The sequence below is a fragment of the Amylibacter sp. SFDW26 genome (assembly GCF_009184395.1).
GTDB lineage: Bacteria > Pseudomonadota > Alphaproteobacteria > Rhodobacterales > Rhodobacteraceae > Amylibacter.
In genome coordinates this window covers 974,253-997,766 of sequence record NZ_WEIC01000001.1, presented here as the reverse complement: position 1 = coordinate 997,766, position 23,514 = coordinate 974,253, and the positions used below count along the sequence as shown (strand labels likewise).

The window sequence follows — 23,514 nt, the reverse complement described above, 5'->3', positions numbered from 1 at the left end:
ATGCTTGTTGAACCAGATAAAGCCGACCGCAAATTACCGATTTGGACACTCTTACCAAATATTATGACCGTGGGTGCTATATGCGCGGGGCTGACTGCCATCAGGTTTTCCTTTCAAGGAAACTTTGAGATTGCCGTACAATTAATCTTATTAGCCTGTGTCTTGGATGGATTAGATGGGCGTGTCGCCCGTATGATGAAATCTGAAAGCAAAATGGGGGCGGAGCTGGACAGTCTTGCCGATTTTGCAAATTTTGGTATGGCACCAGGATTGATGCTTTACGCATGGGCCCTGCAAGACGCGCGCGGATATGGCTGGATTGCTGTCTTGTTTTACGCAGTCTGCTGCGTGTTACGTTTGGCGCGTTTCAATGTGGGCAATAAAGCGGATGAAGACGAAGGCCCTGCAGATTTTTTCGTAGGCGTTCCGTCACCACTTGGTGCATTACTTGTTCTCTTACCGATGTTCCTATCCTTCTTGTGGTGGGACAGTCTGGTAGATTACGATGTTTTAATCGCGCTTTATATGGCGGCAATCGGCCTATTATTGGTCAGCCGCATTCCAACCTATTCATTTAAGACAACAACTGTTTACAGTAGCAACATCAAGTTCATCTTGATTGGTTTTGCTGCGTCTCTTGCCATTTTGATGACCTATCCTTGGCTCAGTCTTGTGATCATTGATCTGGGGTATTTTGGTGTCATGATTTGGTCGATTTTTAAATACAAAGCTTTAAACAAAAAGGAATAACCATGGAATTATCCGCCGTTAGCTCATCATACGCCCGTTGGGCACCAATCTACGATAAAACGTTTGGTGTTTTAACCAGTCAGGGACGACGTCGCGCAGTGGATTATATCAATGGGCGTGGTGGTAAAGTTCTAGAAGTGGGCGTTGGCACAGGACTATCTTTGCCAAGCTATATGGATACCGTTGAAGTGACAGGTATCGATTATAGCCCAGAGATGTTAGAAAAAGCGGTTAAAAAACATCAGGGTAAAAATTTAAGCCCTGTGAAAGAATTACTGCAAATGGATGCGCGCGAACTAGCATTCCCCGATAATACATTCGATACAGTGGCCGCGATGCACATTTTATCTGTCGTGCCAGAGCCCGAAAAGGTTATGGCTGAAATTGCACGGGTTTTAAAACCAGGTGGAGAGGTTATCATCACGAACCACTTTGCGCGTGATAAAGGGTTTCTAGCATTTATTGAAAAAATCACAGCTCCCCTAGATAACTTGTTGGGGTGGCATTCTGACTTTGAAAAACAACGTATTTTGCGACAAGATGTTTTGAAACTGAAAGTTGAAAAACAAATCCCGCCACTCGGCATGATGACGTTTATGGTTCTTAGAAAGCGAGACGCATAAAGGGAGCGGTTGTTACCAACCGCCACCACCACCGCCACCAGATGATCCACCACCACCGCCGCCACTTGATCCGCCGCCATTAGGGCTGTCGCGGTCGGATGTTTGATTGCTATCTGATCTTTGTGCGGAATGTGTGGTTGCACCAGCGGCATTGCGCATACGGCGTCTATTTATAAAGCCCAGAATGATGCGAATGCCTGCAATACCAATGAAACCTATTACAAAGTAATGAATAAATTTACTGATAAAACTGTCATTTTGATGCGCCCCAACAAACTCAACATCAGTTCGTTTGATTGTTTCAAGAACGCCCACTTCTATACCTTGGGCATAGTCTTCGTTTTTGAAATATGGTTTTACGTAATATTCAAACACGCGGTCCATACGGTCATCATAAACAGGTGTGTATCCTGATCCTAAGCCGATGAACATTTCACGGTCCTCAATAGAAGTTAAAAATAATATACCATCATTGCGTGATGCATCACCAATACCCCAAGTATTTATCATACTTGTCGTAAAATCAGGGACGGATGATGTGTGCCCATAATCTGAAACGCTGTTGATTGTCACAACACGCATTTCAACGCCTTTGGCAGCTTTTAAATTTTGCAATGATTGTGTGATGCGCGCTTCTGTTTGTGCATCAATGATATTGGCATAATCGCTGACATAAGGGGATAGGGGCGCAGGGTAAGACTGTGCAAATGATAGCGTTGGTATAACCAAAGTCACAACGATTATATATTTGTATAAAGCTCTCATGTTGCGCCTGATCCTTTTATAATAAGATGGTCAATATCTCCGCCACGTGCACCTTTGGCCAATTGACTAAAATTGCCATCTTCAAAGATAGGGCTTGCGCCCTCTATTATTGCTTGATGAATGCAGCGCGATAAAGCAGATCCAAGTGAGATGCGCGCAATACTGATATCTGCATATTGTGCGCGGCTGAACTGCGTATAATCACCAGCTGCCAATGCATTTACAGGGGCTGTGGTATTGGCACAGATACGCATCAGATCACCGAAAGAAGCAGTCATTGGAGCATATAGACAGTCTGCACCAACAGCTTCAAAGGCTTGTAGTCGTTTCAGGGCTTCATCAATATCATACTGATGGTTCATTATGCCGTCTGCGCGCGCCACTAAAACGAAATCGCGTGGCAATGCACGTGCAGCGGCAGCAGCCGCTTTGATACGCTCGACAGCCAAATCAAAATCATAGGGTTGATGGGTTGGTAGCATTGTATCTTCGATGGAACATCCTGCCAGACCTGCCTCACACGCTAAACGTACAGTTTCCGCAACCGTTTCAGGGGCGTCGCCAAAGCCATTCTCAAAGTCACCTGACACTGGCAAAGGTGTTGCTGCGACCAATTCAGCCGCATGCGCAAGCGATTGATCACGCGTAAGATATCCCATGTCTGGAATGCCTTGGGTAAACCCATAGCCAGCTGATGTTGTGCCTATCGCTTGGGCACCCAATGCAGATAACAGACGTGCACTGCCCACATCCCATGCGTTTGCCAATACAAATGGATTGCCGCGTTGATGTAGGGCGCGAAAGGCGGGGCCTGGGTCATGTCGTGTCATACTGTAAGCTCCTTTGATATCAGCCTAACGGAATAATACCTTGCATCAAGACGTATTCAGCCGTTAGAAAGTAATCATGAGAACGAATTGCATCATCTGCTGCATTATTATTACCTGCTGAGACATCACGCGGGCCGTTCTTTTATTTCCAAAATTGTAAGTAACTGATAAGTCCGCAAGGGAAACGCGCGAGGCTGACTATGACTGAGATCAAACTTTACAACACAAAGACCCGCAAGAAAGGGGTCTTTACGCCATTGGATGCAAATAACGTGCGTATGTATGTTTGCGGGCCTACGGTTTATGACCGCGCGCATATTGGCAATGCCCGTCCTGTGGTGGTGTTTGACACACTCTATCGGTTGTTGCGCCATGTTTACGGTGCTGAACATGTGACTTATGCACGAAATTTCACGGATGTGGATGATAAGATTAACACAAAGGCGGCTGAAACAGGACGCTCTATTCGTGACATCACTGATGAAACCATTGGCTGGTATCTGGATGATATGGGTGCACTAGGGGCGATGGAACCTGATGAAGCGCCACGTGCGACGGAATATATCCCGCAAATGATCGCGATGATCGAGGAATTGATCCTGAAAGGTCATGCCTATGCGGCAGAAGGTCATGTGCTGTTTGCTGTAGACAGTTGGAAAGAGCATTATGGCAAACTGTCTGGCCGTTCCGTGGATGATATGATTGCAGGCGCGCGTGTGGAAGTTGCACCCTATAAGCGCAATCCAATGGATTTTGTGATGTGGAAACCATCCACAGATGACCAACCAGGATGGGAAAGCCCATGGGGATATGGCCGACCAGGTTGGCACATCGAATGTTCTGCTATGGCACGCGAATTGTTTGGAGAACGGTTCGATATCCATGGTGGAGGTTTAGACTTACAATTCCCGCACCATGAGAATGAAATAGCCCAAAGCTGTGCTTGCTGCGGCGAAGATACATTCGCCCAAGTCTGGATGCACAATGAGATGTTACAGGTCGAAGGCAAGAAGATGTCGAAATCCTTAGGTAACTTCTTTTCTGTGCGTGATTTGCTGGACCAAGGCTATGCGGGGGAAGTCATACGCTTTGTGTATCTGTCCACGCATTATTCTAAGCCAATGGATTGGACGGATAAGAAGGCAAAAGAGGCTGAGGCCACATTAAGAGATTGGTATCGGCTTTTACATACCATGAATTATACAAATGATACAGTTCAAACATTGAAGGATACAGGTCAATGGAAACCTCATGAAAGGGTTGTTGAGGTTCTAAAAAATGATTTGAATACTCATCAAGCTCTAGTTGAGGTTAGGGTGTTGTCGTCAACTGACCTAATTCCTGAATTAGCAGCATCTCTGGAATTTCTAGGGCTAGTCAATGACTGGGATAGCTTAGGACAAATGGCAAGTGTTGGTTTGGGTGAGTACTCAGGAATGGATCTTAGTGCATTCGCCGAATTGTTAACTGATGCACGTTCTGTAGCAATGTCGACGAAAAATTTTGCAAAAGTGGACGAGTTGAAGGCTAAACTACAAGCCGCAAATATTGAAGTACGAATGTCTAAAGATGGTGTGGAGCTTATTCCTAAAGCAGATTTCGACCCTGAAAAATTAGAGGGACTGTTATGACCAAAGAACGCCTATACCTCTTCGACACCACACTTCGCGACGGTCAACAAACCCAAGGCGTGGATTTCACTGCTGATGATAAAATCCGCATTGCCAATGCGTTAGACGACCTTGGCCTTGATTATATCGAGGGCGGTTGGCCCGGTGCGAACCCAACCGACAGCGATTTTTTCAATGCAGCGCCAAAGCTAAAGGCAACCTTCACAGCTTTCGGTATGACCAAACGCGCTGGGCGTTCTGCGGCGAATGATGATGTTCTGGCAGCGGTGCTGAATGCCAACACACCTGCGGTATGCCTTGTGGGAAAAACCAGCGATTTCCATGTCACGGATGCATTGGGTATTACGCTGGAAGAGAACTTGGAATGCATCAAAGATTCAATCAAACATATCGTTGCCCAAGGCCGCGAAGCGCTGTTTGATTGCGAACATTTCTTTGATGGCTACCGTTCTGATCCAGAATACACACTAAAAGCGGCCAAAGCGGCCTATGATGCTGGTGCGCGCTGGGTCGTTCTGTGTGATACAAATGGTGGTGCGTTGCCAGCACAGGTGCATATGGCCACACGTGCCGCGATTGAAGCTGGCATCCCTGGTGATCATCTGGGTATTCACACACATAATGACACCGAACATGCGGTTGCCAATACTTTGGCTGCTGTGGATGCGGGGGCGCGGCATATCCAAGGAACATTGAATGGGCTTGGTGAACGGTGTGGGAATGCAAACCTGACGACAATCATTCCAACACTTTTAACCAAGGAACCCTATGCAAGCCTGTATGATACAGGTATAAGCGTTGAAAAGTTAAAAGAGCTTACCGCATTAAGCCGTATGTTGGACGATATATTGAACCGTGTTCCACATAAACAGGCGGCATATGTGGGGGCATCCGCCTTTACGCATAAGGCAGGGCTGCATGCATCTGCGATCCTCAAGGATCCTACGACTTACGAACATATCAACCCTGAACTTGTTGGTAATCAACGTGTTATCCCAATGTCCAATCAAGCGGGGCAATCAAATTTGCGCCGTCGTTTGTCCGAGGCGGGGCTAAGCGTTGAAAAGGGTGACCCACGTTTGGGTCAAATCCTTGATAAGGTCAAAGAACGCGAAGATGACGGCTATGCCTATGACAGCGCACAAGCGTCTTTCGAATTGTTAGCACGCAAAATCTTGGGCGAATTGCCAACGTTCTTTAAGATAAAACGCTACCGTGTGACTGTGGAACGCCGCAAAAACAAACACAATAAGATGATTTCAGTCTCCGAAGCTGTGGTTGTAACCAAGATTGGCAAAAAGAAGATTATGTCCGTCACCCACAGCATAGATGAAAACGGTGTCGATAGCGGCCCAGTGAATGCGCTGGGCAAAGCTTTGTCCAAAGATTTCGGACCTTATCAATCTGTTATCGATGATATGCGATTGGTGGATTTCCGTGTGCGGATTACCAATGGCGGTACAGATGCGGTGACACGCGTGATAATTGATTGCGAAGATGGGCAAGGGCGTCATTGGTCGACTGTAGGGATATCTGCCAACATAGTGGATGCTTCGTTCGAAGCGCTTCTTGATGCGATAAACTGGAAGCTTATCCGTGACGGAGCAAAACCACAGTGAGTGTAGAGGCTTGTGCAGATTTAGTGGAACGGGGCGATCCAGACCGTTTTTTATCTGCCATGACAGCACCAGCAGCCGACCGCGGCGCTTTGATGGTGCTTTATGCCTTTAATCTGGAAGTCGTGCGCGCCCCTTGGATAACCGCCGAAGCCATGATCGCTGAAATGCGTTTACAATGGTGGGCAGATGCCATTGCCGAGATTTATGATGGTAAAGATGTGCGCCGTCATGAGGTTGTAACACCTTTGGCCGCTTTGATTAACGAAAAAGGTTTAGATCGCAGTGTATTCGAGGCATTAATCGAAGCACGCCGATGGGATATATACAAAGAGCCACATGCAGATCAGGCTGCAATGGATCAATATATCATGGATACATCAGCGGGTTTGCTGTGGTTATCTGCGCAAGCTATGGGTGCTTCCCAAGCACATAAAGATTTTATCATGGATTATGGGTATGGGATGGGGATTGCCGCGCTTTTGAAAGCTATTCCCGCATTGGAAAATGCCCAAAAATACCCGCTGGTTGATGGCACATTAGAAGGTGTCGCCACTTTGGCGCACAGTGCGTTTGAACGGCTGCGTTATGCCCGCCGTAATTTGCAGGCGATACCAAAGCCAATCAGGGCAGCATTGCGCAGCGGATGGACTGCAATGGATGTTTTGAAGCTCGCGTTAAGACAGCCAGAATTGGTCGCAGAGGGTGGTTTGGAAAATCCAGAATTTCATAGAAAAACCAAACTCTTGTGGAAAACTCTTACATCACGCTTTTAAGCGTTCTTGCTTGACCAACCAAATCAATGAACCACCTGCCAAAGCAAGGAATGGAACCATTGCTATGTTCACTGCAATCCAGCCTTCGACAGGGGACCCACCAGAGCAATTCATCAATGTACCAGAGGCCAAGGATGCTACTGTGACCATGCCAAATACCATAAAGTCATTCATACCTTGAACCGTTCCACGTTCTTCTGGTGTATGTGCAGTTGCCAACATGGCTGTTGCACCAATAAAGCCAAAGTTCCAACCGATGCCTAACAGGATTAAACCGCCAAAGAAGTTGGTCAAGGTCACGCCTGCCAGATCAACAACACCAGCGGCGGCTAAGATAACCAAACCAAGGGCGACGATTTTTTCTACACCAAAGCGGCTGATTAAATGTCCTGTGAAAAAGCTTGGGATAAACATGCCCAATACATGCAACATTACGACGTCTGCGGCGATTTCTTTGCTAAACCCGCATCCCACAACCGCTAATGGCGTAGACGTCATGACCAAGTTCATCAATGAATAAGAAACCATGCCACATATGATTGCTACGGCAATGCGCGGTGTTTTTAGCAATTCCAAACGTGATCTGCCTGTTGAACTGCCTTCAACAGGTTTTGGCGGTTTGGGTATATCAAGAAACAGGATCAATATTGAACCAATTGCGTTTAAGGCAAAAATTGCAAAATAAGTGCCGATAAAGGGGATAACATAGCTATCTGCCGTGAGTTTCACCAGTTGCGGGCCAATGATTGCAGCCAACAATCCACCCGCCATAACGTAAGAAATGGCTTTGGGGCGGAATTCTTCGGACGCAGTGTCTGTCGCTGCAAAGCGGTAAAACCCTTGTGCTGACATATAAATCCCAAAGAAATAGCTGCCGATTAAGAATATCCCAAAAGATTGGATATATAAGGCATATGCAGAGATGGCAGCACCAGTTGCACCGCCCAAGATGCCAATCAAAAAGCCAGCTTTACGCCCATATTTCTGCATAAATGGGCTGATCCATGGCGCCGTCGTCATCGAGCCAAAGACGATCATAGAAATTGGAACCGTGGCCCAACAGATGTTTGAGGCCAAAGATTGTCCGATCAAACCACCCATCACAAAGATCATTGGCATTTGTGCGCCAAGGAAGGCTTGGGCAAGAACAAGGATTAAAACATTACGTTTTGCTAAGGCATCTGAATGAGACATGGAGGCATCTTTAATAAATGAATGCCCAATCGGTAGACCGCTTAATCGGCGCGGTCAATGACGTGTGCGAAACTTCCTGAATATTTCCCGTTGATCAATCCCATATCAGGAAGCTCTGTATCCTCTGCATCGGTTGCGTGGAACAAAGGTTGCCCTTCAGATTTTAAGGTCGTTGCATAGTGAAACTCATGCCCATTCAGGGGCATATCCCATAAACCACCTTGGGGTTTCAAATTGCGATACCCCAAATGCAGTTTTCGCTTCGCAAAACTGGTTTCCAGTTTCAACAGACCAAGCATTTCATGGCGGTTTCCCGCAGCATCAATTAACCCTTCGCCCATAGTCATATAGCCACCGCATTCCCCATAAACAGAGCTGGCCTCGCGCAATGCATTCATAAAATTGCTGTTTGTGGCCAACTTTCCCGCATGCAATTCTGGATACCCACCAGGCAATATAACCAGATCAGCCTGTTCAGGTGCTTCATCTGCCAAGGGGGAAAAGAACGACAGGTTTGCCCCAGCTTTATGCCAGCTTTCCAACAAATGTGGATAGGCAAAAGCAAAGGCATCATCGGATGCAATCGCAATTTTTTGCGCTGGGGGTAGGAGTGCAGTAGTTTTAACCGTATTTTGTTGAATATGTTCGAATAGTGATATTAATTGATCGATATCGATAGATTTATCAATAATATTACCAGAATAATCTATGAATTCTTCAAGGTCATTTCGTTCATTTGCCTGCACCAAACCCAAATGGCGCGATGGTGTTTCCAGCTTTGCATCCCTATAAACGGCCCCAAGAATTGGCAAACCTACAGGCTCTAATGCACCACGCAGCATCGCTTCATGACGTGGGCTTCCGACCTTATTGAGGATCACACCCACAACATTTACATCCGCAGCATGGCGCGAAAATCCTTCGACAACAGCCGCTACAGATTGCGATTGTTTCGACACGTCACAAATCAACACACAAGGCAGCTTCAGTGCCCGTGCCACATCCGCAGTCGCACCTTTACCCATCGGCGGAGCACCATCAAACAACCCCATAGCGCCTTCAATCAACAACGGGGCATCACCAGCGGCAAGTTCTTGCAAACGCGCCACAGACATTGACCACGCATCAAGGTTCACACAGGTTTCACCACTCGCCGCTTCATGAAACCGTGGGTCAATATAATCAGGCCCACTTTTGGCTGACCGAATTGCAATGCCGCGATTGCGCAAAGCTCGCAATAATCCCAATGTAATGGTTGTTTTGCCGCCACCCGAATTGGGTGCCGTGATGATCAAGCCTTTCATGAGGCTTCAGCAGGGCGTCCTCGGCCCAATGGATCTAAATTGCGGGGTGCTTCACCTGCCATCATAGACTGCCAATCCAGAACTTGGCGCATCTCCACAGAACGGCCCACACAGATAATGGCAGGCGGGGCCATACCAGCCGCCTCTAAATCCTGTGTAATTGTCCCCAAAGTGGTCTCTAAAACACGTTGATCAGGGGTCGTCGCTTGCGTCACCACAGCCACGGGTTCATTCGCAGGGCGGCCAGCGGCTAACAATTCACCCGTAATCCGTTCCACATGTTTCATACCCATATAGATCACCAAAACCTGTGATCCTTCGGAAATCGCACGCCAATTCAATGAGCTTGGTGTTTGCCCGCTTTGATCGTGACCCGTTACAAAAGTAACAGATTGGTTTACATCACGGTGCGTTACAGGAATACCTGCATAGGCCAAACCGCCAATGCCCGCTGAAATACCAGGGATGATACGTACAGGAATACCATGCTGAACAAGCGTTTGTGCTTCTTCGCCACCACGTCCAAAAACAAATGGATCGCCGCCTTTCAAACGCAATACACGTTTGCCAGCCTTTGCCAATTCAACCAAATGCAATGAAATATCGCGTTGTTTTGCAGATGGCTTACCGCCACGTTTCCCTGCATAGATCAATTCAGCGTCTGATCTGGCCCAATCCATGATACGGCTATCCACCAAAGCGTCGTAAATGATCACGTCTGCCTGACGCAAAGCATTTAAAGCATGGAGTGTCAGTAACCCCGGATCACCCGGGCCAGCACCACACAGCCATACCCAACCAGCCTGTAGTTCAGGCCAATCATTTGGGGGAAGGGGATTCGTATCGTTCATTCTTATCTTATGACCCAGCTTGCCAGCGAAGCCAAGTATACTGGCGACCCAATTTGGACGATTGGCGTCAGGCAAACACATCCCTATAGTCGCACGCATGACTCGCAAACCAACAGGTGATTTGCGCCGTGGTTGGACCACAGGCGCCTGTGCCACCGCCGCCACAAAGGCAGCGTTGGATGCGCTGTGGGGCAATGGATTTCCCAAAGAGGTCACAATTACCTTGCCAAAAGGCGAAACGCCAACATTTCCATTGGCACATCAACAACTTGGCAATGATTGGGCAGAGGTCGGTATCACAAAAGATGCAGGGGATGATCCCGATGTCACACATGGCGCCTTGATCATTGCACGTGTTGAACGCAGCCTATCAGGAATTGTGTTCAAAGCAGGCTCTGGTGTTGGTGTTGTCACCAAAGCGGGGTTGCCGATCGATGTGGGTGAACCTGCGATTAATCCTGTGCCTCGCCAGATGATTTCAGGTGTGGTAACTGAACAGGCAGCGGTTTATGGGCAAACAGCTGATATTCAAGTGACCGTATCGGTACCTGGTGGTGAAGATTTGGCATTGAAAACGTGGAACCCACGCCTTGGGATCAAGGGGGGGATTTCTATTTTGGGCACCACAGGCATCGTGCGCCCGTTTTCCTGTGCGGCATGGATTGCCTCTATTCACCGTGGTGTGGATGTTGCGGTGGCTGATCGCTTGCCCCATGTGGCGGGCTGTACGGGATCAACGTCGGAAAAAGTGGTGCAGGATATGTATGGCCTTCCTGATCACGCAATGCTGGATATGGGGGATTTCTCGGGCGGTTTGTTGAAATATGTAGCCAAACACCCTTTACCACGGATCACCATTGGTGGTGGTATTGGTAAGATTACAAAGCTTGCACAAGGCGCAGTAGATTTACATTCCTCACGCTCTCAAGTGGATTTCGAAGCGTTAAATACGCTCTCCTTATCCCTTGGTTTACCTGATGTCTCTGATGCGAATACGGCATTAGAAGCGGTAACACGCACAGGAAATAAACTTGCCCAAGCGATCGCAGAACAAGCGCAAGAACGTGTAAAAAAACAATTAAAGAACGCAGTGCAAGATATTGATATTGTTGTGATAGATAGATCAGGAACTGTTTTAGGAAAGACTGAATGACACGACTGGTTTTGGCAGGCACATCCGATGCAAGACTGCTGTTGGAACGCATGGATACAACCGATGTAATTGCCTCTTTGGCAGGGGCCACGCGCGCGCCAGCCGATTTGCCATGCGAAACCCGTATTGGTGGCTTTGGCGGTGCCGATGGGTTTCGGGATTACTTGCAAAAAGCGGGAATAACGGCGGTGATAGATGCAACGCATCCGTTCGCGGCCCAAATGACGCATACAGCGGCAACTGTCTGTCAAAGCCTAGATATACCACATATGATTTTGCAGCGCCCAGAATGGGTCGCGGGTGAAACGGATGATTGGCGTTTTGTTGAACGTATCGATGATATCCCCAACATTATCCCACAAGGGGCAACTGTGTTTCTTGGAACTGGGCGGCAAACACTTGATCAATTTAGCTGCCTGAAGGGGCGGCATTTATTGGCACGTGTGATTGATGAACCCACAAAGCCATTCCCGCATAAAGATGGGTCTTTTTTGGTTGGCACACCGCCGTTTTCTATTGCGGAAGAGGTCGCGTTGTTCAAAGAAAGAGGCATCGAATGGCTGGTTGTCAAAAATGCGGGTGGTGAGAAAAGCAAATCCAAACTCGATGCTGCTGCTCAATTGGGGTTGCCTGTTGTGATGATAAACCGCCCGAAATTGCCAGATGCCACAGTCTTGGGCACAGTAGATGAGGCCCTTCATTGGGTGCAGGCATTGTAATGGTCGGACGTATTATCACATCAGATGCATGTGTTGCAGAAGGTGCAGCGTTTTTAGCGGATCTTGATCCTAAGTTTGCATATGCACTTGGCAAAACGGGGCCATTGCCTTTGCGATTGCGCAAAGACGGATTTGATGCAGTGCTCAGCGCCATAGTCAGCCAACAGATTTCTGTGTCTGCCGCAGCCAGTATTTGGAAACGTCTGGAAGAGGGTGGCATGATCACACCAGAAGCTATTCTTGCGGCGTCTGATGATGAACTGCGCTCTTTTGGACTGTCACGCCCCAAGGTGAAATATGCACGCGCTTTATCTGAAAGTGGTATTGATTTCAAAGCACTAAGGGAATGTCCCAACGAGGACGTTATTGCAAAATTGATCACCATCAAAGGCGTGGGGCGTTGGACAGCCGAGATTTACGCGATGTTTTCATTAGGCCGCGCAGATGTTTTTGCCGCCAATGATTTAGCTTTGCAAGAGGCGGCACGTATCTTGTTTGAACTGCCCGAACGCCCCAAAGAAAAAGAACTGGCAGAAATGGCCAAAGCATGGTCGCCGTGGCGCGCAGTTGCAGCCCGTTTACTGTTTCGCTACTACCATGTTGTGAAAGACCGAGAAGGAATACGAACGTGACTTTAGAAGTTGAAAAACGAGCAGCCAAATCAGGCCGCGCAGACAGTTTGGTGATCTTTGTGCACGGCTATGGTGCGGATGGGCATGACCTGATTGGTCTGGCGGATCCTTTGGCAGAGCATCTGCCCAACACTACGTTTTTATCCCCACACGCGCCCAATCCTTGCACGATGAGCCCAATGGGTCGTGAATGGTTTCCAATCCCGATGATTGATAACAGTTCGGTCGAACAAATGCGGGCAGGGATGCAAGCCTCAGTCGCGCGGTTCAACGAGTGGATGGATGCGGAATTCGTGGCAGAAGGCATCACACCAGATCGCACCGTTTTGGTTGGTTTTTCACAAGGCACCATGATGTCATTACATGTCGGTCCACGTCGAGCGCACCAACTGGCAGGTATTGTGGGTTTTTCTGGTCGTTTGTTAGAGCCAGAAACATTAGCCGCAGAGGCTGTGACCAAGCCACCAGTTCTTTTGGTTCATGGTGATATGGATATGGTTGTCCCCCCAAGTGATATGCCAAAAGCAGAGGTTGCGTTAAAAGATGCGAGTTTTGATGTGCAAACACACGTATCACATGGCACTGGGCATGGTATTGCTCCAGATGGGCTTGGATTGGCGTTACAATTCATTCAAAACTGGCTTTAGGTATGTAATTTCACATTTTAGACAAAGACACAGTCTATTTTTGCCATAAATACCTACCAAAAACAGATACATCAGTAATGTGTAGGTGATTTTATTATGGCTCTTTCGATTTGGGACGATGTTGTTCGATCTGTTACGAAAACTAGTTTTACCAGTATTTTCGTTGCAATTGCTATTATCCGTTTAGGAATGATGGCGTACCCAACACATGATGTAGCGCCACAATCCCAAACATCTTATCAAGTTGAAGAAGGTGATGTTGAAATTGCAGATGCATCTGCACCTGTTGAAGCGCCAAATGTGAAAACCATTGCAAAAGATGCGCCGCGCATCGTTTTTGGTCAAAATTCCATCGAGAGCTTGAAAAACCGTAATTGATGCGATCCTTTTATAATTCTGTTGCAAAGAACCTTTATGAAAAGCCTATCACGATATAGGGGGTTGTCAGCTTTAGACCCCTCTATATAGTGGTTCGTATATTGGGACGGGCAAGTCCCGTTCTGGTGTTTATAACTTAACACAACAGAACAGGGGTCGTTTTGCTCTTATGAATACCGAATTTTCTGAGAATTTTGTGCGTAACCCATCAAGCTTGCGCGACTATCCATCGCTTGTTTTAAATGCTGATTTCCGACCGCTTTCATATTTTCCATTATCCTTATGGAGCTGGCAAGATAGTATCAAAGCGGTTTATTCTGACCGTGTCGCAATCGTCGCTGAATATGATCAAGTGGTTCATTCACCATCGACCGAAATAAACATTCCATCCGTTATCGTCTTGAAAGATTATGTAAAACCAGTGAAATCAACGGCTTTTACAAGATTTAATCTGTTTTTACGTGATGAATTTACCTGCCAATACTGTGGTTCCCAAGGTGATATGACATTCGATCATGTTATGCCGCGCGCACGCGGTGGACGTACGACATGGCAAAATGTTGTGGCCTCTTGCAGCCCATGTAATTTGCGCAAAGGGTCAAAATTGGTGAAAGAGGCGGGAATGCGTTTGCGCACTGTACCAAAAGAGCCAACGCCATCACAGTTGATGAATGCAGGCCGTAAGTTCCCGCCAAACTTCTTACATGAAAGCTGGATGGACTATTTATATTGGGACGCAGAGTTAGAAGCATAATTCCGCCTATTTATTTTTAAGGTACTGGAAATATGATTTTGGCATCATATATTTGAACAAGGACAGGTTGTATATTCAACCTTGCTTCACCCTAGGACTGGCCTTGGTGTACGCAGATGCTGCAAACATATCCCCCCCTTTGAATTGCAGCATCGTCCATTCCTAAACTTCGGAGGGTTTTCATGAAACGTCGGTCATTTTTATCAGGGATAGCTTCTGCTGGCTTATTGCCAAGCCTTCCTGTTGCGGGTTTTGCAGCACCTGCATCTGCTGCAGCACTTGAAAGTGTGAAAGCGGCTGAAATTATTGTGCGGGCGCACAACAGCTGTTCTGTACCGATGTTACAGCGTTTATTGCGCGTAGATGCATCGATTGCGTCTGAGGTGCAAAATATCTTGATCAAACGCGGGACAATCACGTTTCCCAGTGTTGCTGGCCTTTCAAATGCAGTCAAACCATCGAATTTGGATGTGTTCTTGCCAGGCAGCTCTGCCCGTAAATCCCTTGATATTCATCTAAAACAAGCTGTTAAGGATAAAATAAAGCGCTTTATAACTAAAGATGAAGACTTAGCTTTTGATCGCGGCTTTGAACCAGAACAAGGCGACGATGAAGGATAAAACGGCATTCCAAGCAGCCATACTTAATCCCCATAGGGACCACGCGATTTCATCACAACGTACAACCGGTGCTTCAAGAATTTGTTGTAATAAATCGTCCACAGATAGGCCTGCCGTTGATCCAGACGTACAGCTATTGGGGCCTTCCCACCACATTTGTTCCACACCCGCATGATACAAACCAGTACCAGATGTGATCAATGCCGCTATAAGGCCAAGCCATGCCAATTTATGCTGACCCGTTGCCATAGCAATCAAGCCGATGGCAATTGCAGCCGCATGTGGCCAACGTTGCCATAGACACATTTTACACGGGTGTAATCCGCCCAAATGCTGAAATGCATAAGCACCCCCCAGCAAAGCAATCGAGCCAAGGGTGGCTAGGGCAATCAAACGGTGGGGTGTCATAGATATCTCACTAAATAAAAGGCGCCCAATAATAAGGCGATGAACAATGTGAACATCAAGCCAAGGCGTTTTTCAATGAACTCTTTGATAGGTGCGCCAAATTTCCACAGTAAAGCAGCTACGATAAAAAAGCGTAACGCCCGTGCAATGAGTGACCAGATTAAGAATTGCCCAAGTGGCAGACCCGTTGCACCAGAGGTTATAGTGATGACCTTGTAAGGGAATGGGGTAACGCCAGCGGTTAAAACGGCCCAATGACCATAGGCATTAAAACGTTCCTTAAAGGCATCGAAATCATCCAGTTTATGATAGAATTCTAGAACAGGTTTTCCAACCAGATCAAACAGTTCAGAGCCAATATAATACCCCAAACCACCACCTAAAACGCTGGCAACCGTACAGACACCTGCGATCAACCACGCGCGATGCGGGGCGGCAATCACCAATGGAATAAGCAAGATGTCAGGTGGAATGGGAAAAACAGAACTTTCAACAAAAGCGACGATGGCTAGGGCAGCTAATGCATATTGTGTTTGCGCAAGTGATAATGTCCAATTGTATAATCTATGAAGCACGTCAGAAAGCCTTTTTCGTATTTGGCCTTATGCACCACGGTACAGAGGATACGTCAAGTAAAACTAAGAGAGGGGGCATGCAAATATGAAGCCAGCAGCACTGGCTTCATATCATAATGTTAAAAGTATTAATTGGCCGCTTGTTTCTCTGGCTTATCGGCTTCATCTGTTTTTGCCGATGGTTCAGGTTGTTCTATGACATCTAAGGCGCCATCCGTGACACCTGCCAGCCCACTTTCCAGACTTACACCTAATTCTTCACCTAATTTCTTCATTGCAGGCATTTGAAGGGCCATGCCCATTATTGAATCAAGGGCTTGATTTACAGGTGTTCCGGCTGAGCTGTCAGCGGCACCACCGTTGGTGTTTCCACCCATACCTGTGACCTGATGTATTTTGATCGAGTCGATTTTCTCGGCTGGTTTCACCATTTCAGCAATGATTTGTGGCATTGCTTCTAAGCGCGCAATGTCGAGTTTCATCTTGATGATTTCTTCACTTAGCACGTTTTCTGCATCTGCAATCGCACGGCGACCATCCGCTTCGGCCAACATGTCTGTTTTCTTAGCTTCAGCACGGATTGTTAACGAGCCAGCCTCGGCTTGTGCTTCTTCCAGTAATGCTGTTGCACGGTCATTGGCGGCATCCTTTTCTGCTGCTGCTGCGACACGAATTCTGGTTGCCTGGCGTTCCGCTTCTTTGGTTGCTTCAATCAAAGCGATATCTTTGGCACGCTGAGCTTCTGAAACGGCACGTGCTGTTTCAATTGCTTCTTCTGCTTTCTTAGCATCTGCACGTGCATTATCGGCAGAGGCGCGCGCGTGGCTTTCTTCCTCAGACTTCTTTGCAATGATAATTTGACGCTCTTGGTCTGCAACTTCGATTTCACGTTCCTTGGCAATTTCAGCATCACGAATGAAACGTTCACGCTCAATCTCAGATGCCCGAATGGCACGTTCTTTTTCAATACGAGCCTGCTCTTTGGCTTGGTCCGCTGTTTCTTGGTTTCGCGCGATTTCAGCTTCTTGATCAGCTTGTAGAATTTGAATTTCTTTAATCTGCGCAATTTCAGCTTGTTTCTGATCTCGCTCAATTTCATATTTCAAACGTTCTGCTTCCATTTGCGAACGGCGTACAGATACATCTGCATCAGCCGTAATTTCTGCACGTTCTTTTTTTGATGTAGCAATCACTTCTGCCAATTTTCGCATACCAACAGCGTTAAACGCGTTGTTTTCATCTAGAGACTCAAAGGATGTCTGATCCAAGGCTGTCAGTGAAACGGCTTCCAATTCCAAACCGTTTTTCAACAGGTCTTCTGAAATTGCATTTTGCACTTCTTGAACAAATTCAGAGCGGTTTTCGTGCAATTCATCCATTGTCATACGTGCCGCAACAGAACGCAGGCCGTCAATCAATTTACCTTCGATCATTTCACGCAACTGATCGACGTTGAAAGTACGATCACCCAATGTTTGGGCGGCGCGTGAAATACCATCGTCTGTTGCATTCACTGAAACGTAGAATTCTACGCCAACATCTACACGCATCCTGTCTTTGGTAATCAAAGAACCGTCGCCTGTGCGGTGTACTTCCAGACGAAGTGTTTTCATGTTCACGAATGAAATTTCATGTAGGAAAGGAATAGCGACTGTACCGCCATCCATGATGACTTTTTTGCCACCAGAACCCGTTTTTACAAGGCTTACCTCACGTGTTGCGCGGCGATATAAACGCGCCATGATCAAGCCGATGAAAATCAACAACAGGATAAATGCGCAAGCCGTTACAAGTAGGGATTGAAATACCATAATATGTCCTCTTTGAGTATATGTTCGTTTTTTTTGTTAAGAAATGTCGACGGCAAAAAACATGCCGTCCTTTTTCCGGATAATGTGAATGTCACACCCTTTTGGAAGAACCTCTTCGTCATCCAATGGTTCGACACGCAGATAATGAAAATTACCATGCCTATCTTTGATCTTTGCCTCTGCGGGTTTCCCACGCTTAGCTGTACCTTGGGTGATAACACCGTGATGACCGCCCAAGAAACGCTTCGACATTGCAGAGCTTTCCGTCTTTGGCATGATTGCCGCTACGATTTCAGATATTGTGCGAACAGTTGCAAGTGTTGGCACCATAACCAAAAGGCTGGCAATACCGCTTGGAATAAGAAAAGACAAAGCTACAGAACTAATGCTTTGCAAAATCATACCTGACATACCGAATATCGTTAAAAATGAGATCATCCAAATCATAAAGGGCACTTGTTTTATGCCCAACCATCCCAAAAGGCTGGAAGGAGCAAGTGCAACATCAGTATCAGCATCGGGAAGGATGTCTGTATCTGTTTCTATGCTGAGATCAAAATCAGCATCAGCATCCAAATCAATCTCTGGTCCATCACTGCCCATGGCCAATAAACTACCACCAAATAGAAGGGATAAAATTTCAAGGATAAAAAGGCCGGTTACAATCGCTAATGATATGGAAAATGGGTAGGAATTAGGGTGTAAAAAAATATCTATCATTATGTCTCCGTTGTACTTTAGATAGGTACAAAAATATGATTTTAAAGATGTTTAGTTCTGGATAATTAAGTTCTTTATTAAAATAATCTATTTTCCATAGCACCTTAGCATACTTTCTTTATCCGTTAATACTATATGTAATAAGGTGTTTTTATGGCAACATGATATTTTTTATGAGTTGTCTGTAGTGTGATGCAATATCGTTGGAATAGGACAATTACTTGCACGCAACCCCAGCGATGTTATCATATCACGAACAGCTCAATAGGGGAGTAAATACATGAAATGGCGTGGTCGTCGCGGAAGCCGTAATATCGAAGATCGTAGGCGCATGTCCAAAGGCAAGGCAGCTGGTGGCATGGGGATAGGTGGCGTCATCGTTGTTATGCTACTCGGGATGGTCTTTGGCGTAGATGTCAGTTCACTTGTTGGTAACGGTGGCGGTGGTTCTGTATCGAGTAATTCTGGAACCATTACCCAAGCGGATAAAGAACAAGGGCAATTTGTCAGTGTGACTTTGGCTGATACAGAAGAAGTGTGGGCAGAGATATTTCATGAACAGGTTGGCCGTGCATATCGCCCTGTGACACTGGTACTTTTCAAAGGTGTTACGCAATCGCCATGTGGAAATGCATCAGGAGCGACCGGTCCATTTTATTGTCCTGGTGACAAAAAAGCATATTTAGACACAGATTTTTTCACAACGCTATCAAAGCGTATGGGGGCAAAGGGCGATTTTGCTGCGGCTTATGTTGTGGCACACGAAGTAGCACACCACGTACAAAATGAGTTAGGTACTTTGGGCAAAGCGAATGCCGCCCGCAGCCGTATGAATAAAAAAGACAGCAACCGTGTGTCTGTGATGATTGAGTTACAAGCTGATTGTTATTCGGGTGTATGGGCGCGCAGAGTAGAGCAAAAATTTGGTTCCGTTGACCAAGGTGATTTACGTGAGGCTATAAATGCAGCCAAGCAAATTGGTGATGACACATTGCAACGTAATGCTGGACAACGCCCAATGCCGCACACGTACACACATGGTACATCGGAACAGCGTCAACAGTGGTTTATACGCGGATATAAGACAAATGATATCCGTCAATGCGATACGTTTGCTGCGCTAAATTAAGTACTGTGATATTTTTTGCAATTCAGGGCCTTATTGTGATTGACGATACTGTAACAGGGGGGTAAATGAGCCGCACACGTGTTATCTGCCCGAGTGGCGGAATTGGTAGACGCGTTGGATTCAAAATCCAATGCCGCAAGGCGTGCCGGTTCGATTCCGGCCTCGGGTACCACGTAACAAAAAACGCTCCACTTTGGTGGGGCGTTTTTGCTTTTAAGAGATATAAATACTGATTGTTAAAACTAGGCTTACTCGGTTTCAGCAACTGGCAAAAATACAGAAAAAATGCTGCCCAAACCAAGATTACTATCGATGTGTAAATAGGCGCGGTGGCGGATCAGAATGTGTTTTACAATCGCTAACCCAAGGCCTGTGCCGCCCATATCCCGTGAGCGACCTTTGTCGATACGGTAGAACCGCTCCGTCAGACGCGGGATGTGTTGTGGATCAATACCTTCACCATGATCTCGTACAGAAATACGAAGTTGGTTATCATGACTTGGATCAGCCTCTGCTGTGATAATGACCTCTGTACCACGTTTACTGTACTTGATGCCGTTTTCGATCAAGTTCTGGAACACTTGTGTTAATTCGTCTGCATCGCCGACAACCATAGGTAAGTTATCTGAAACGAAAAGGACTATCGACGTTTCTTCAGTATTTGAAATTGGTTCTAGGGATGCCACAACACGACGAAGAATAGTATCAAGATTAACAGTTTCTTGTGGGGCCACACGTTCGCTGGCTTGTAGTTTGGACAAAGACAGCAGGTCACCGATCAAGCGGCTCATGCGTTGCGCATCATTTAGCATCAGATCTAGGAAGCGCTCACGTGCGATTGGGTCGTCTTTGGCAGCGCCTTGCAGGGTTTCGATAAACCCAGATAGAGATGTCAGTGGGGAACGGAGTTCATGACTAACGTTTGCAACGAAATCAATGCGCATTTGCTCGGCTTCACGGATGTGACTAATGTCCTCTAAGCTGATGATCGCACGGGCTTTTTTACCAGTTAGTTCTGCATCAAGCCGGGTGACGATCATGCGGAATGTGGTCGGAACCACGTCTTGTAATGTTAGCTCTAGGGAAACTGTTGTCTCATCATTTTTTAAAACACGTTCTGCCGCTTTTTGGCATTCTTTGGCGGGAATTACGCTGAGCAAATCGTCTTCGACTGCATCAATACCAAAGCGTTCTTGAGCAGCTATATTGCCAAAGCGAATGATTTGTTTGGCATCAATTACAAATACAGCCACAGACAAGCCGTTTAGAATGGTTTGAACACTTTTCTTTAACATGACAGCAGCCCTTTGTTCTTGGGCGAAGTGTTGTCGTATATCGCGTGTGTTTTCAATAAGAAAAAAGCCAGAGAGCATAAAGCATCTCTGGCTGAAAGTTTATGTTATCTAGCGAGCAGGCTAAATAACGGCAGTGCGGGTTTTGAAAAAACCCAGCAGGTATCACAGGCGTGATAAGTGTATGCCGGTTTGGCAAATAAGACCCATTGCAGCGGCGGTCATCTCTCCCGGTTATGACCGCCGCGCTTGGGATGGCAAATGCAGCTAAAGTGTAGCTAGGGCTGCATATGCAAGCGTGAATAATGTTAAGGTCTGGATGAGGGCGGTCGACATTGTACAATGTCTTGCAGCGAGTGTTTGTGACTGTAAACCTGACCGAGAATACTTGGAGGGTACTAAATCAGATTTGTGTGTCATCAGACAGTCTTGTGCCATCATTTACCTTTTTACATTCACGCCGTTAAAGCGATGTCTTCTTTTCATTTATGGCTTGTAGGCCTGTTTAAGTTCCGACGTTGTGTCGTTTGCTCGTTTGTTGAGAACAGGTTTACCAATTGTGGCGAAATTGAGAAGGAAAAAATGCACGCAATTAAAAAACACTCTGTTTCGAGTATGGAAATTATCCATAAAAACAGTGTTGTACGGCAGTATCTTGTAGCTCTGAGGGTAAGGTGAGGCACATATAGTGGCAAAATTTTTTGCCTTATTTGCGTCTAAATTGGCCTTATTTGGTGCCTTATTTGCCTTTAGACAGGGTGTGAAGGGCGGCTTGTTGCGAATATGCAACGAAAAATCCGCCCCTCACGTGAATCAATGATTAACCAAACACACGACCCAATGCAGCGTCGATTGCATCAACGATTGCATCGATGTCAGCTTTCGTAGCGATCAATGCAGGAGACAGGCACAATGTGTTGTTGTAGCCAGGCAGTGAGCGGTTTGTTGAACCGATGATTACACCGTTCGCCATACAATCGCCTACAACTGCTTGAACCAATTTTTCTTCTACTGGTTCTTTTGTCTCGCGGTTTGCAACAAGTTCTGCGCCAAGGAACAAACCTTTGCCGCGAACGTCGCCGATCACTTCGTGCTTGGCTTTTAGTTCTTCCAAACGACCCAAACAGTATTCACCCATTTTTTGGCAGTTTTCCAAAAGACCTTCTTCTTCGATGATCTGCATATTTTCGATCGCAGCCGCTGGACCTGCTGTACAGCCGCCGAATGTAGAAACATCACGGAAGTAGCTCATTGGATCAGATGCGTCTTCTTTGAACATGTCGAAGACTTTTTCAGTTGTCACAGTACAAGAGATCGCTGCGTAACCAGACGCAACGCCTTTAGCCATTGTCACAAAGTCAGGTTGAATGTCGAAGTGTTGGTATCCAAACCATGTCCCTGTACGGCCAATACCACATACAACTTCGTCGATGTGCAATAGAATGTCGTACTTTTTACAAAGTGCTTGAATGCCTTCCCAATATCCTGCTGGTGGAACGATAACACCGCCACCCGCTGTGATTGGCTCTAGGCACATCAAACCGATTGTTTCAGGGCCTTCGCGCAAGATCACTTCTTCTGTCGCACGTACACATGCTGCACCGTAATCTTCTTCGCCGTATTGGTCGTGGTACTCTAAGCAGTGTGGAACTTCTACGAAACCTGGTGTGTAAGGGCCGTATTGTGCTTTACGCTGTTCTTGGCCTGTCGCAGACAATGTTGTGATTGTTGTGCCGTGGTAATCGCGGTGACGGTACAAAATCTTATGCTTCTTGCCATCGTGTTTTGCGTGGCTGATTTGGCGAACGATTTTGAAAACTTTTTCATTCGCTTCTGAACCTGAGTTTGAATAATAAACGCGGCTCATGCCTGGCATTTTGTCGATCAACATGTCAGCAAAGATGGCAGCAGGGATCGAACCGTTAGTTTGTGCGAAGTAGTTCATTTTAACCAATTGGTCACGCACAGCATCTGCAACACGTTCGCGGCCATAGCCAATGTTTACTGTCCAAACACCACCAGACACAGCATCAAGATGCTCTTTGCCTTTTTGGTCCCATACACGCATACCTTTGCCTTCAACGATGATACGTGGGTCATTGGTTTCGTATGGTTTATGCTGGCTTAGGTGATGCCAAACATGTTCGCGGTCGTTGTCAACGATATCTTGAATATCGTTAGTGGCAAGATAGTCCATAAGGAACCTCCATAAAAATAAAGATAATCATAAGCATGATAATCAGATGACAATGTCAGGGAAAACTGAGTCTGTCAGGGGTGTTTTTCAGAGTTTCGGGGATTCAAAGTACAGTTTCGGGAAACATGAAACTTTACCC

24 protein-coding genes and 1 tRNA gene are annotated in these 23,514 nt (G+C 46.5%); 14 read left to right on the top strand and 11 right to left on the bottom strand.

Annotated features, from left to right (window positions below; translation table 11 throughout):
• Both pssA and F9L33_RS05020 read left to right on the top strand, forming a co-directional pair.
• Positions 1-750, top strand: a complete 750-nt coding sequence (pssA, locus tag F9L33_RS05025; protein ID WP_152141627.1) for a CDP-diacylglycerol--serine O-phosphatidyltransferase — start codon at positions 1-3, stop codon at positions 748-750.
• Between the two features lie 2 nt (positions 751-752).
• Positions 753-1,373 (top strand): class I SAM-dependent methyltransferase, encoded by a 621-nt coding sequence (locus F9L33_RS05020; protein WP_152141626.1) that lies wholly within the window; start codon positions 753-755, stop codon positions 1,371-1,373.
• A gap of 12 nt (positions 1,374-1,385) precedes the next feature.
• On the opposite strand, the gene F9L33_RS05015 is transcribed toward F9L33_RS05020, so the two are convergent.
• Both F9L33_RS05015 and F9L33_RS05010 read right to left on the bottom strand, forming a co-directional pair.
• A complete protein-coding gene (locus tag F9L33_RS05015) occupies positions 1,386-2,138 on the bottom strand; it encodes a YgcG family protein (protein WP_152141625.1) in 753 nt (250 codons plus the stop codon).
• Positions 2,135-2,968, bottom strand: coding sequence for an isocitrate lyase/phosphoenolpyruvate mutase family protein (locus F9L33_RS05010; RefSeq protein WP_152141624.1), 834 nt, complete (start codon positions 2,966-2,968; stop codon positions 2,135-2,137). The genes F9L33_RS05015 and F9L33_RS05010 overlap by 4 nt, the downstream gene beginning before the upstream one ends.
• A 200-nt stretch (positions 2,969-3,168) precedes the next feature.
• Between F9L33_RS05010 and cysS the strand changes: the two genes are divergently transcribed.
• From cysS to F9L33_RS04995, 3 genes are read left to right on the top strand one after another with little or no spacing between them, the layout of a single operon-like run.
• Positions 3,169-4,599 carry a cysteine--tRNA ligase gene (cysS, locus tag F9L33_RS05005; protein WP_152141623.1) on the top strand — a complete coding sequence of 477 codons (1,431 nt, stop codon included), beginning with the start codon at positions 3,169-3,171 and terminating at the stop codon, positions 4,597-4,599.
• Complete coding sequence (gene cimA / locus F9L33_RS05000; protein ID WP_152141622.1) at positions 4,596-6,218, top strand: citramalate synthase; 1,623 nt, start codon at positions 4,596-4,598, stop codon at positions 6,216-6,218. Before cysS ends, cimA begins: the two co-directional genes overlap by 4 nt.
• Positions 6,215-6,991 carry a squalene/phytoene synthase family protein gene (locus F9L33_RS04995; RefSeq protein ID WP_226803944.1) on the top strand — a complete coding sequence of 259 codons (777 nt, stop codon included), beginning with the start codon at positions 6,215-6,217 and terminating at the stop codon, positions 6,989-6,991. Before cimA ends, F9L33_RS04995 begins: the two co-directional genes overlap by 4 nt.
• Here F9L33_RS04995 and F9L33_RS04990 read toward each other — a convergent pair.
• The 3 genes from F9L33_RS04990 to cobA are packed head-to-tail and all read right to left on the bottom strand — an operon-like array spanning position 6,980 to position 10,340.
• Positions 6,980-8,185: an MFS transporter gene (locus F9L33_RS04990; protein ID WP_152141621.1), complete on the bottom strand. Its 1,206-nt coding sequence runs from the start codon at positions 8,183-8,185 to the stop codon at positions 6,980-6,982. The two genes, F9L33_RS04995 and F9L33_RS04990, sit on opposite strands and share 12 nt — an antisense overlap.
• A gap of 41 nt (positions 8,186-8,226) precedes the next feature.
• Entirely contained in the window at positions 8,227-9,489 is a 1,263-nt protein-coding gene (locus tag F9L33_RS04985) for a cobyrinate a,c-diamide synthase (RefSeq protein WP_152141620.1), read from the bottom strand.
• The gene (gene cobA / locus F9L33_RS04980) at positions 9,486-10,340 is read right to left on the bottom strand and encodes a uroporphyrinogen-III C-methyltransferase (RefSeq protein WP_152141902.1); all 855 of its coding nucleotides are present in this window, start codon (positions 10,338-10,340) and stop codon (positions 9,486-9,488) included. The genes F9L33_RS04985 and cobA overlap by 4 nt, the downstream gene beginning before the upstream one ends.
• A gap of 97 nt (positions 10,341-10,437) precedes the next feature.
• Between cobA and F9L33_RS04975 the strand changes: the two genes are divergently transcribed.
• The 7 genes from F9L33_RS04975 to F9L33_RS04945 all read left to right on the top strand — a co-directional run bounded on the left by F9L33_RS04975 (position 10,438) and on the right by F9L33_RS04945 (position 15,243).
• Positions 10,438-11,493, top strand: a complete 1,056-nt coding sequence (locus F9L33_RS04975) for a cobalt-precorrin-5B (C(1))-methyltransferase (RefSeq protein ID WP_152141619.1) — start codon at positions 10,438-10,440, stop codon at positions 11,491-11,493.
• On the top strand, positions 11,490-12,212 hold the full coding sequence (locus F9L33_RS04970; RefSeq protein WP_152141618.1) for a cobalt-precorrin-6A reductase: 723 nt from the start codon (positions 11,490-11,492) through the stop codon (positions 12,210-12,212). Before F9L33_RS04975 ends, F9L33_RS04970 begins: the two co-directional genes overlap by 4 nt.
• Positions 12,212-12,844, top strand: coding sequence for a DNA-3-methyladenine glycosylase (locus F9L33_RS04965; protein WP_152141617.1), 633 nt, complete (start codon positions 12,212-12,214; stop codon positions 12,842-12,844). Before F9L33_RS04970 ends, F9L33_RS04965 begins: the two co-directional genes overlap by 1 nt.
• Complete coding sequence (locus F9L33_RS04960; protein WP_226803942.1) at positions 12,841-13,491, top strand: alpha/beta hydrolase; 651 nt, start codon at positions 12,841-12,843, stop codon at positions 13,489-13,491. Before F9L33_RS04965 ends, F9L33_RS04960 begins: the two co-directional genes overlap by 4 nt.
• A 96-nt stretch (positions 13,492-13,587) precedes the next feature.
• A complete protein-coding gene (locus F9L33_RS04955) occupies positions 13,588-13,869 on the top strand; it encodes a hypothetical protein (protein WP_152141615.1) in 282 nt (93 codons plus the stop codon).
• A 169-nt stretch (positions 13,870-14,038) separates the two neighbouring features.
• Positions 14,039-14,623 (top strand): HNH endonuclease, encoded by a 585-nt coding sequence (locus tag F9L33_RS04950; protein ID WP_152141614.1) that lies wholly within the window; start codon positions 14,039-14,041, stop codon positions 14,621-14,623.
• Positions 14,624-14,805: 182 nt separating this feature from the next.
• Positions 14,806-15,243, top strand: coding sequence for a hypothetical protein (locus tag F9L33_RS04945; RefSeq protein ID WP_152141613.1), 438 nt, complete (start codon positions 14,806-14,808; stop codon positions 15,241-15,243).
• Here the strand turns inward: F9L33_RS04945 and F9L33_RS04940 are convergent.
• The 4 genes from F9L33_RS04940 to F9L33_RS04925 all read right to left on the bottom strand — a co-directional run bounded on the left by F9L33_RS04940 (position 15,193) and on the right by F9L33_RS04925 (position 18,757).
• Complete coding sequence (locus F9L33_RS04940; RefSeq protein WP_152141612.1) at positions 15,193-15,651, bottom strand: disulfide bond formation protein B; 459 nt, start codon at positions 15,649-15,651, stop codon at positions 15,193-15,195. The genes F9L33_RS04945 and F9L33_RS04940 overlap by 51 nt on opposite strands.
• Positions 15,648-16,226 carry a YqaA family protein gene (locus F9L33_RS04935; RefSeq protein ID WP_152141611.1) on the bottom strand — a complete coding sequence of 193 codons (579 nt, stop codon included), beginning with the start codon at positions 16,224-16,226 and terminating at the stop codon, positions 15,648-15,650. The genes F9L33_RS04940 and F9L33_RS04935 overlap by 4 nt, the downstream gene beginning before the upstream one ends.
• Positions 16,227-16,354: 128 nt before the next feature.
• Positions 16,355-18,037 carry a flotillin family protein gene (locus tag F9L33_RS04930; RefSeq protein WP_152141610.1) on the bottom strand — a complete coding sequence of 561 codons (1,683 nt, stop codon included), beginning with the start codon at positions 18,035-18,037 and terminating at the stop codon, positions 16,355-16,357.
• 36 nt (positions 18,038-18,073) lie between these two features.
• The gene (locus tag F9L33_RS04925; protein ID WP_152141609.1) at positions 18,074-18,757 is read right to left on the bottom strand and encodes a YqiJ family protein; all 684 of its coding nucleotides are present in this window, start codon (positions 18,755-18,757) and stop codon (positions 18,074-18,076) included.
• Positions 18,758-19,037: 280 nt separating this feature from the next.
• On the opposite strand from F9L33_RS04925, the gene F9L33_RS04920 reads away from it, so the two are divergent.
• Together F9L33_RS04920 and F9L33_RS04915 are read left to right on the top strand one after the other, a co-directional pair.
• Positions 19,038-19,886: a neutral zinc metallopeptidase gene (locus F9L33_RS04920; protein ID WP_152141608.1), complete on the top strand. Its 849-nt coding sequence runs from the start codon at positions 19,038-19,040 to the stop codon at positions 19,884-19,886.
• Between the two features lie 87 nt (positions 19,887-19,973).
• Positions 19,974-20,058, top strand: a tRNA-Leu gene (locus tag F9L33_RS04915).
• Between the two features lie 76 nt (positions 20,059-20,134).
• On the opposite strand, the gene F9L33_RS04910 is transcribed toward F9L33_RS04915, so the two are convergent.
• Entirely contained in the window at positions 20,135-21,181 is a 1,047-nt protein-coding gene (locus tag F9L33_RS04910) for an ATP-binding protein (RefSeq protein ID WP_152141607.1), read from the bottom strand.
• Positions 21,182-21,998: 817 nt separating this feature from the next.
• The gene (locus tag F9L33_RS04905) at positions 21,999-23,375 is read right to left on the bottom strand and encodes an aspartate aminotransferase family protein (protein WP_152141606.1); all 1,377 of its coding nucleotides are present in this window, start codon (positions 23,373-23,375) and stop codon (positions 21,999-22,001) included.
• Between the last annotated feature and the right edge of the window lie 139 nt (positions 23,376-23,514).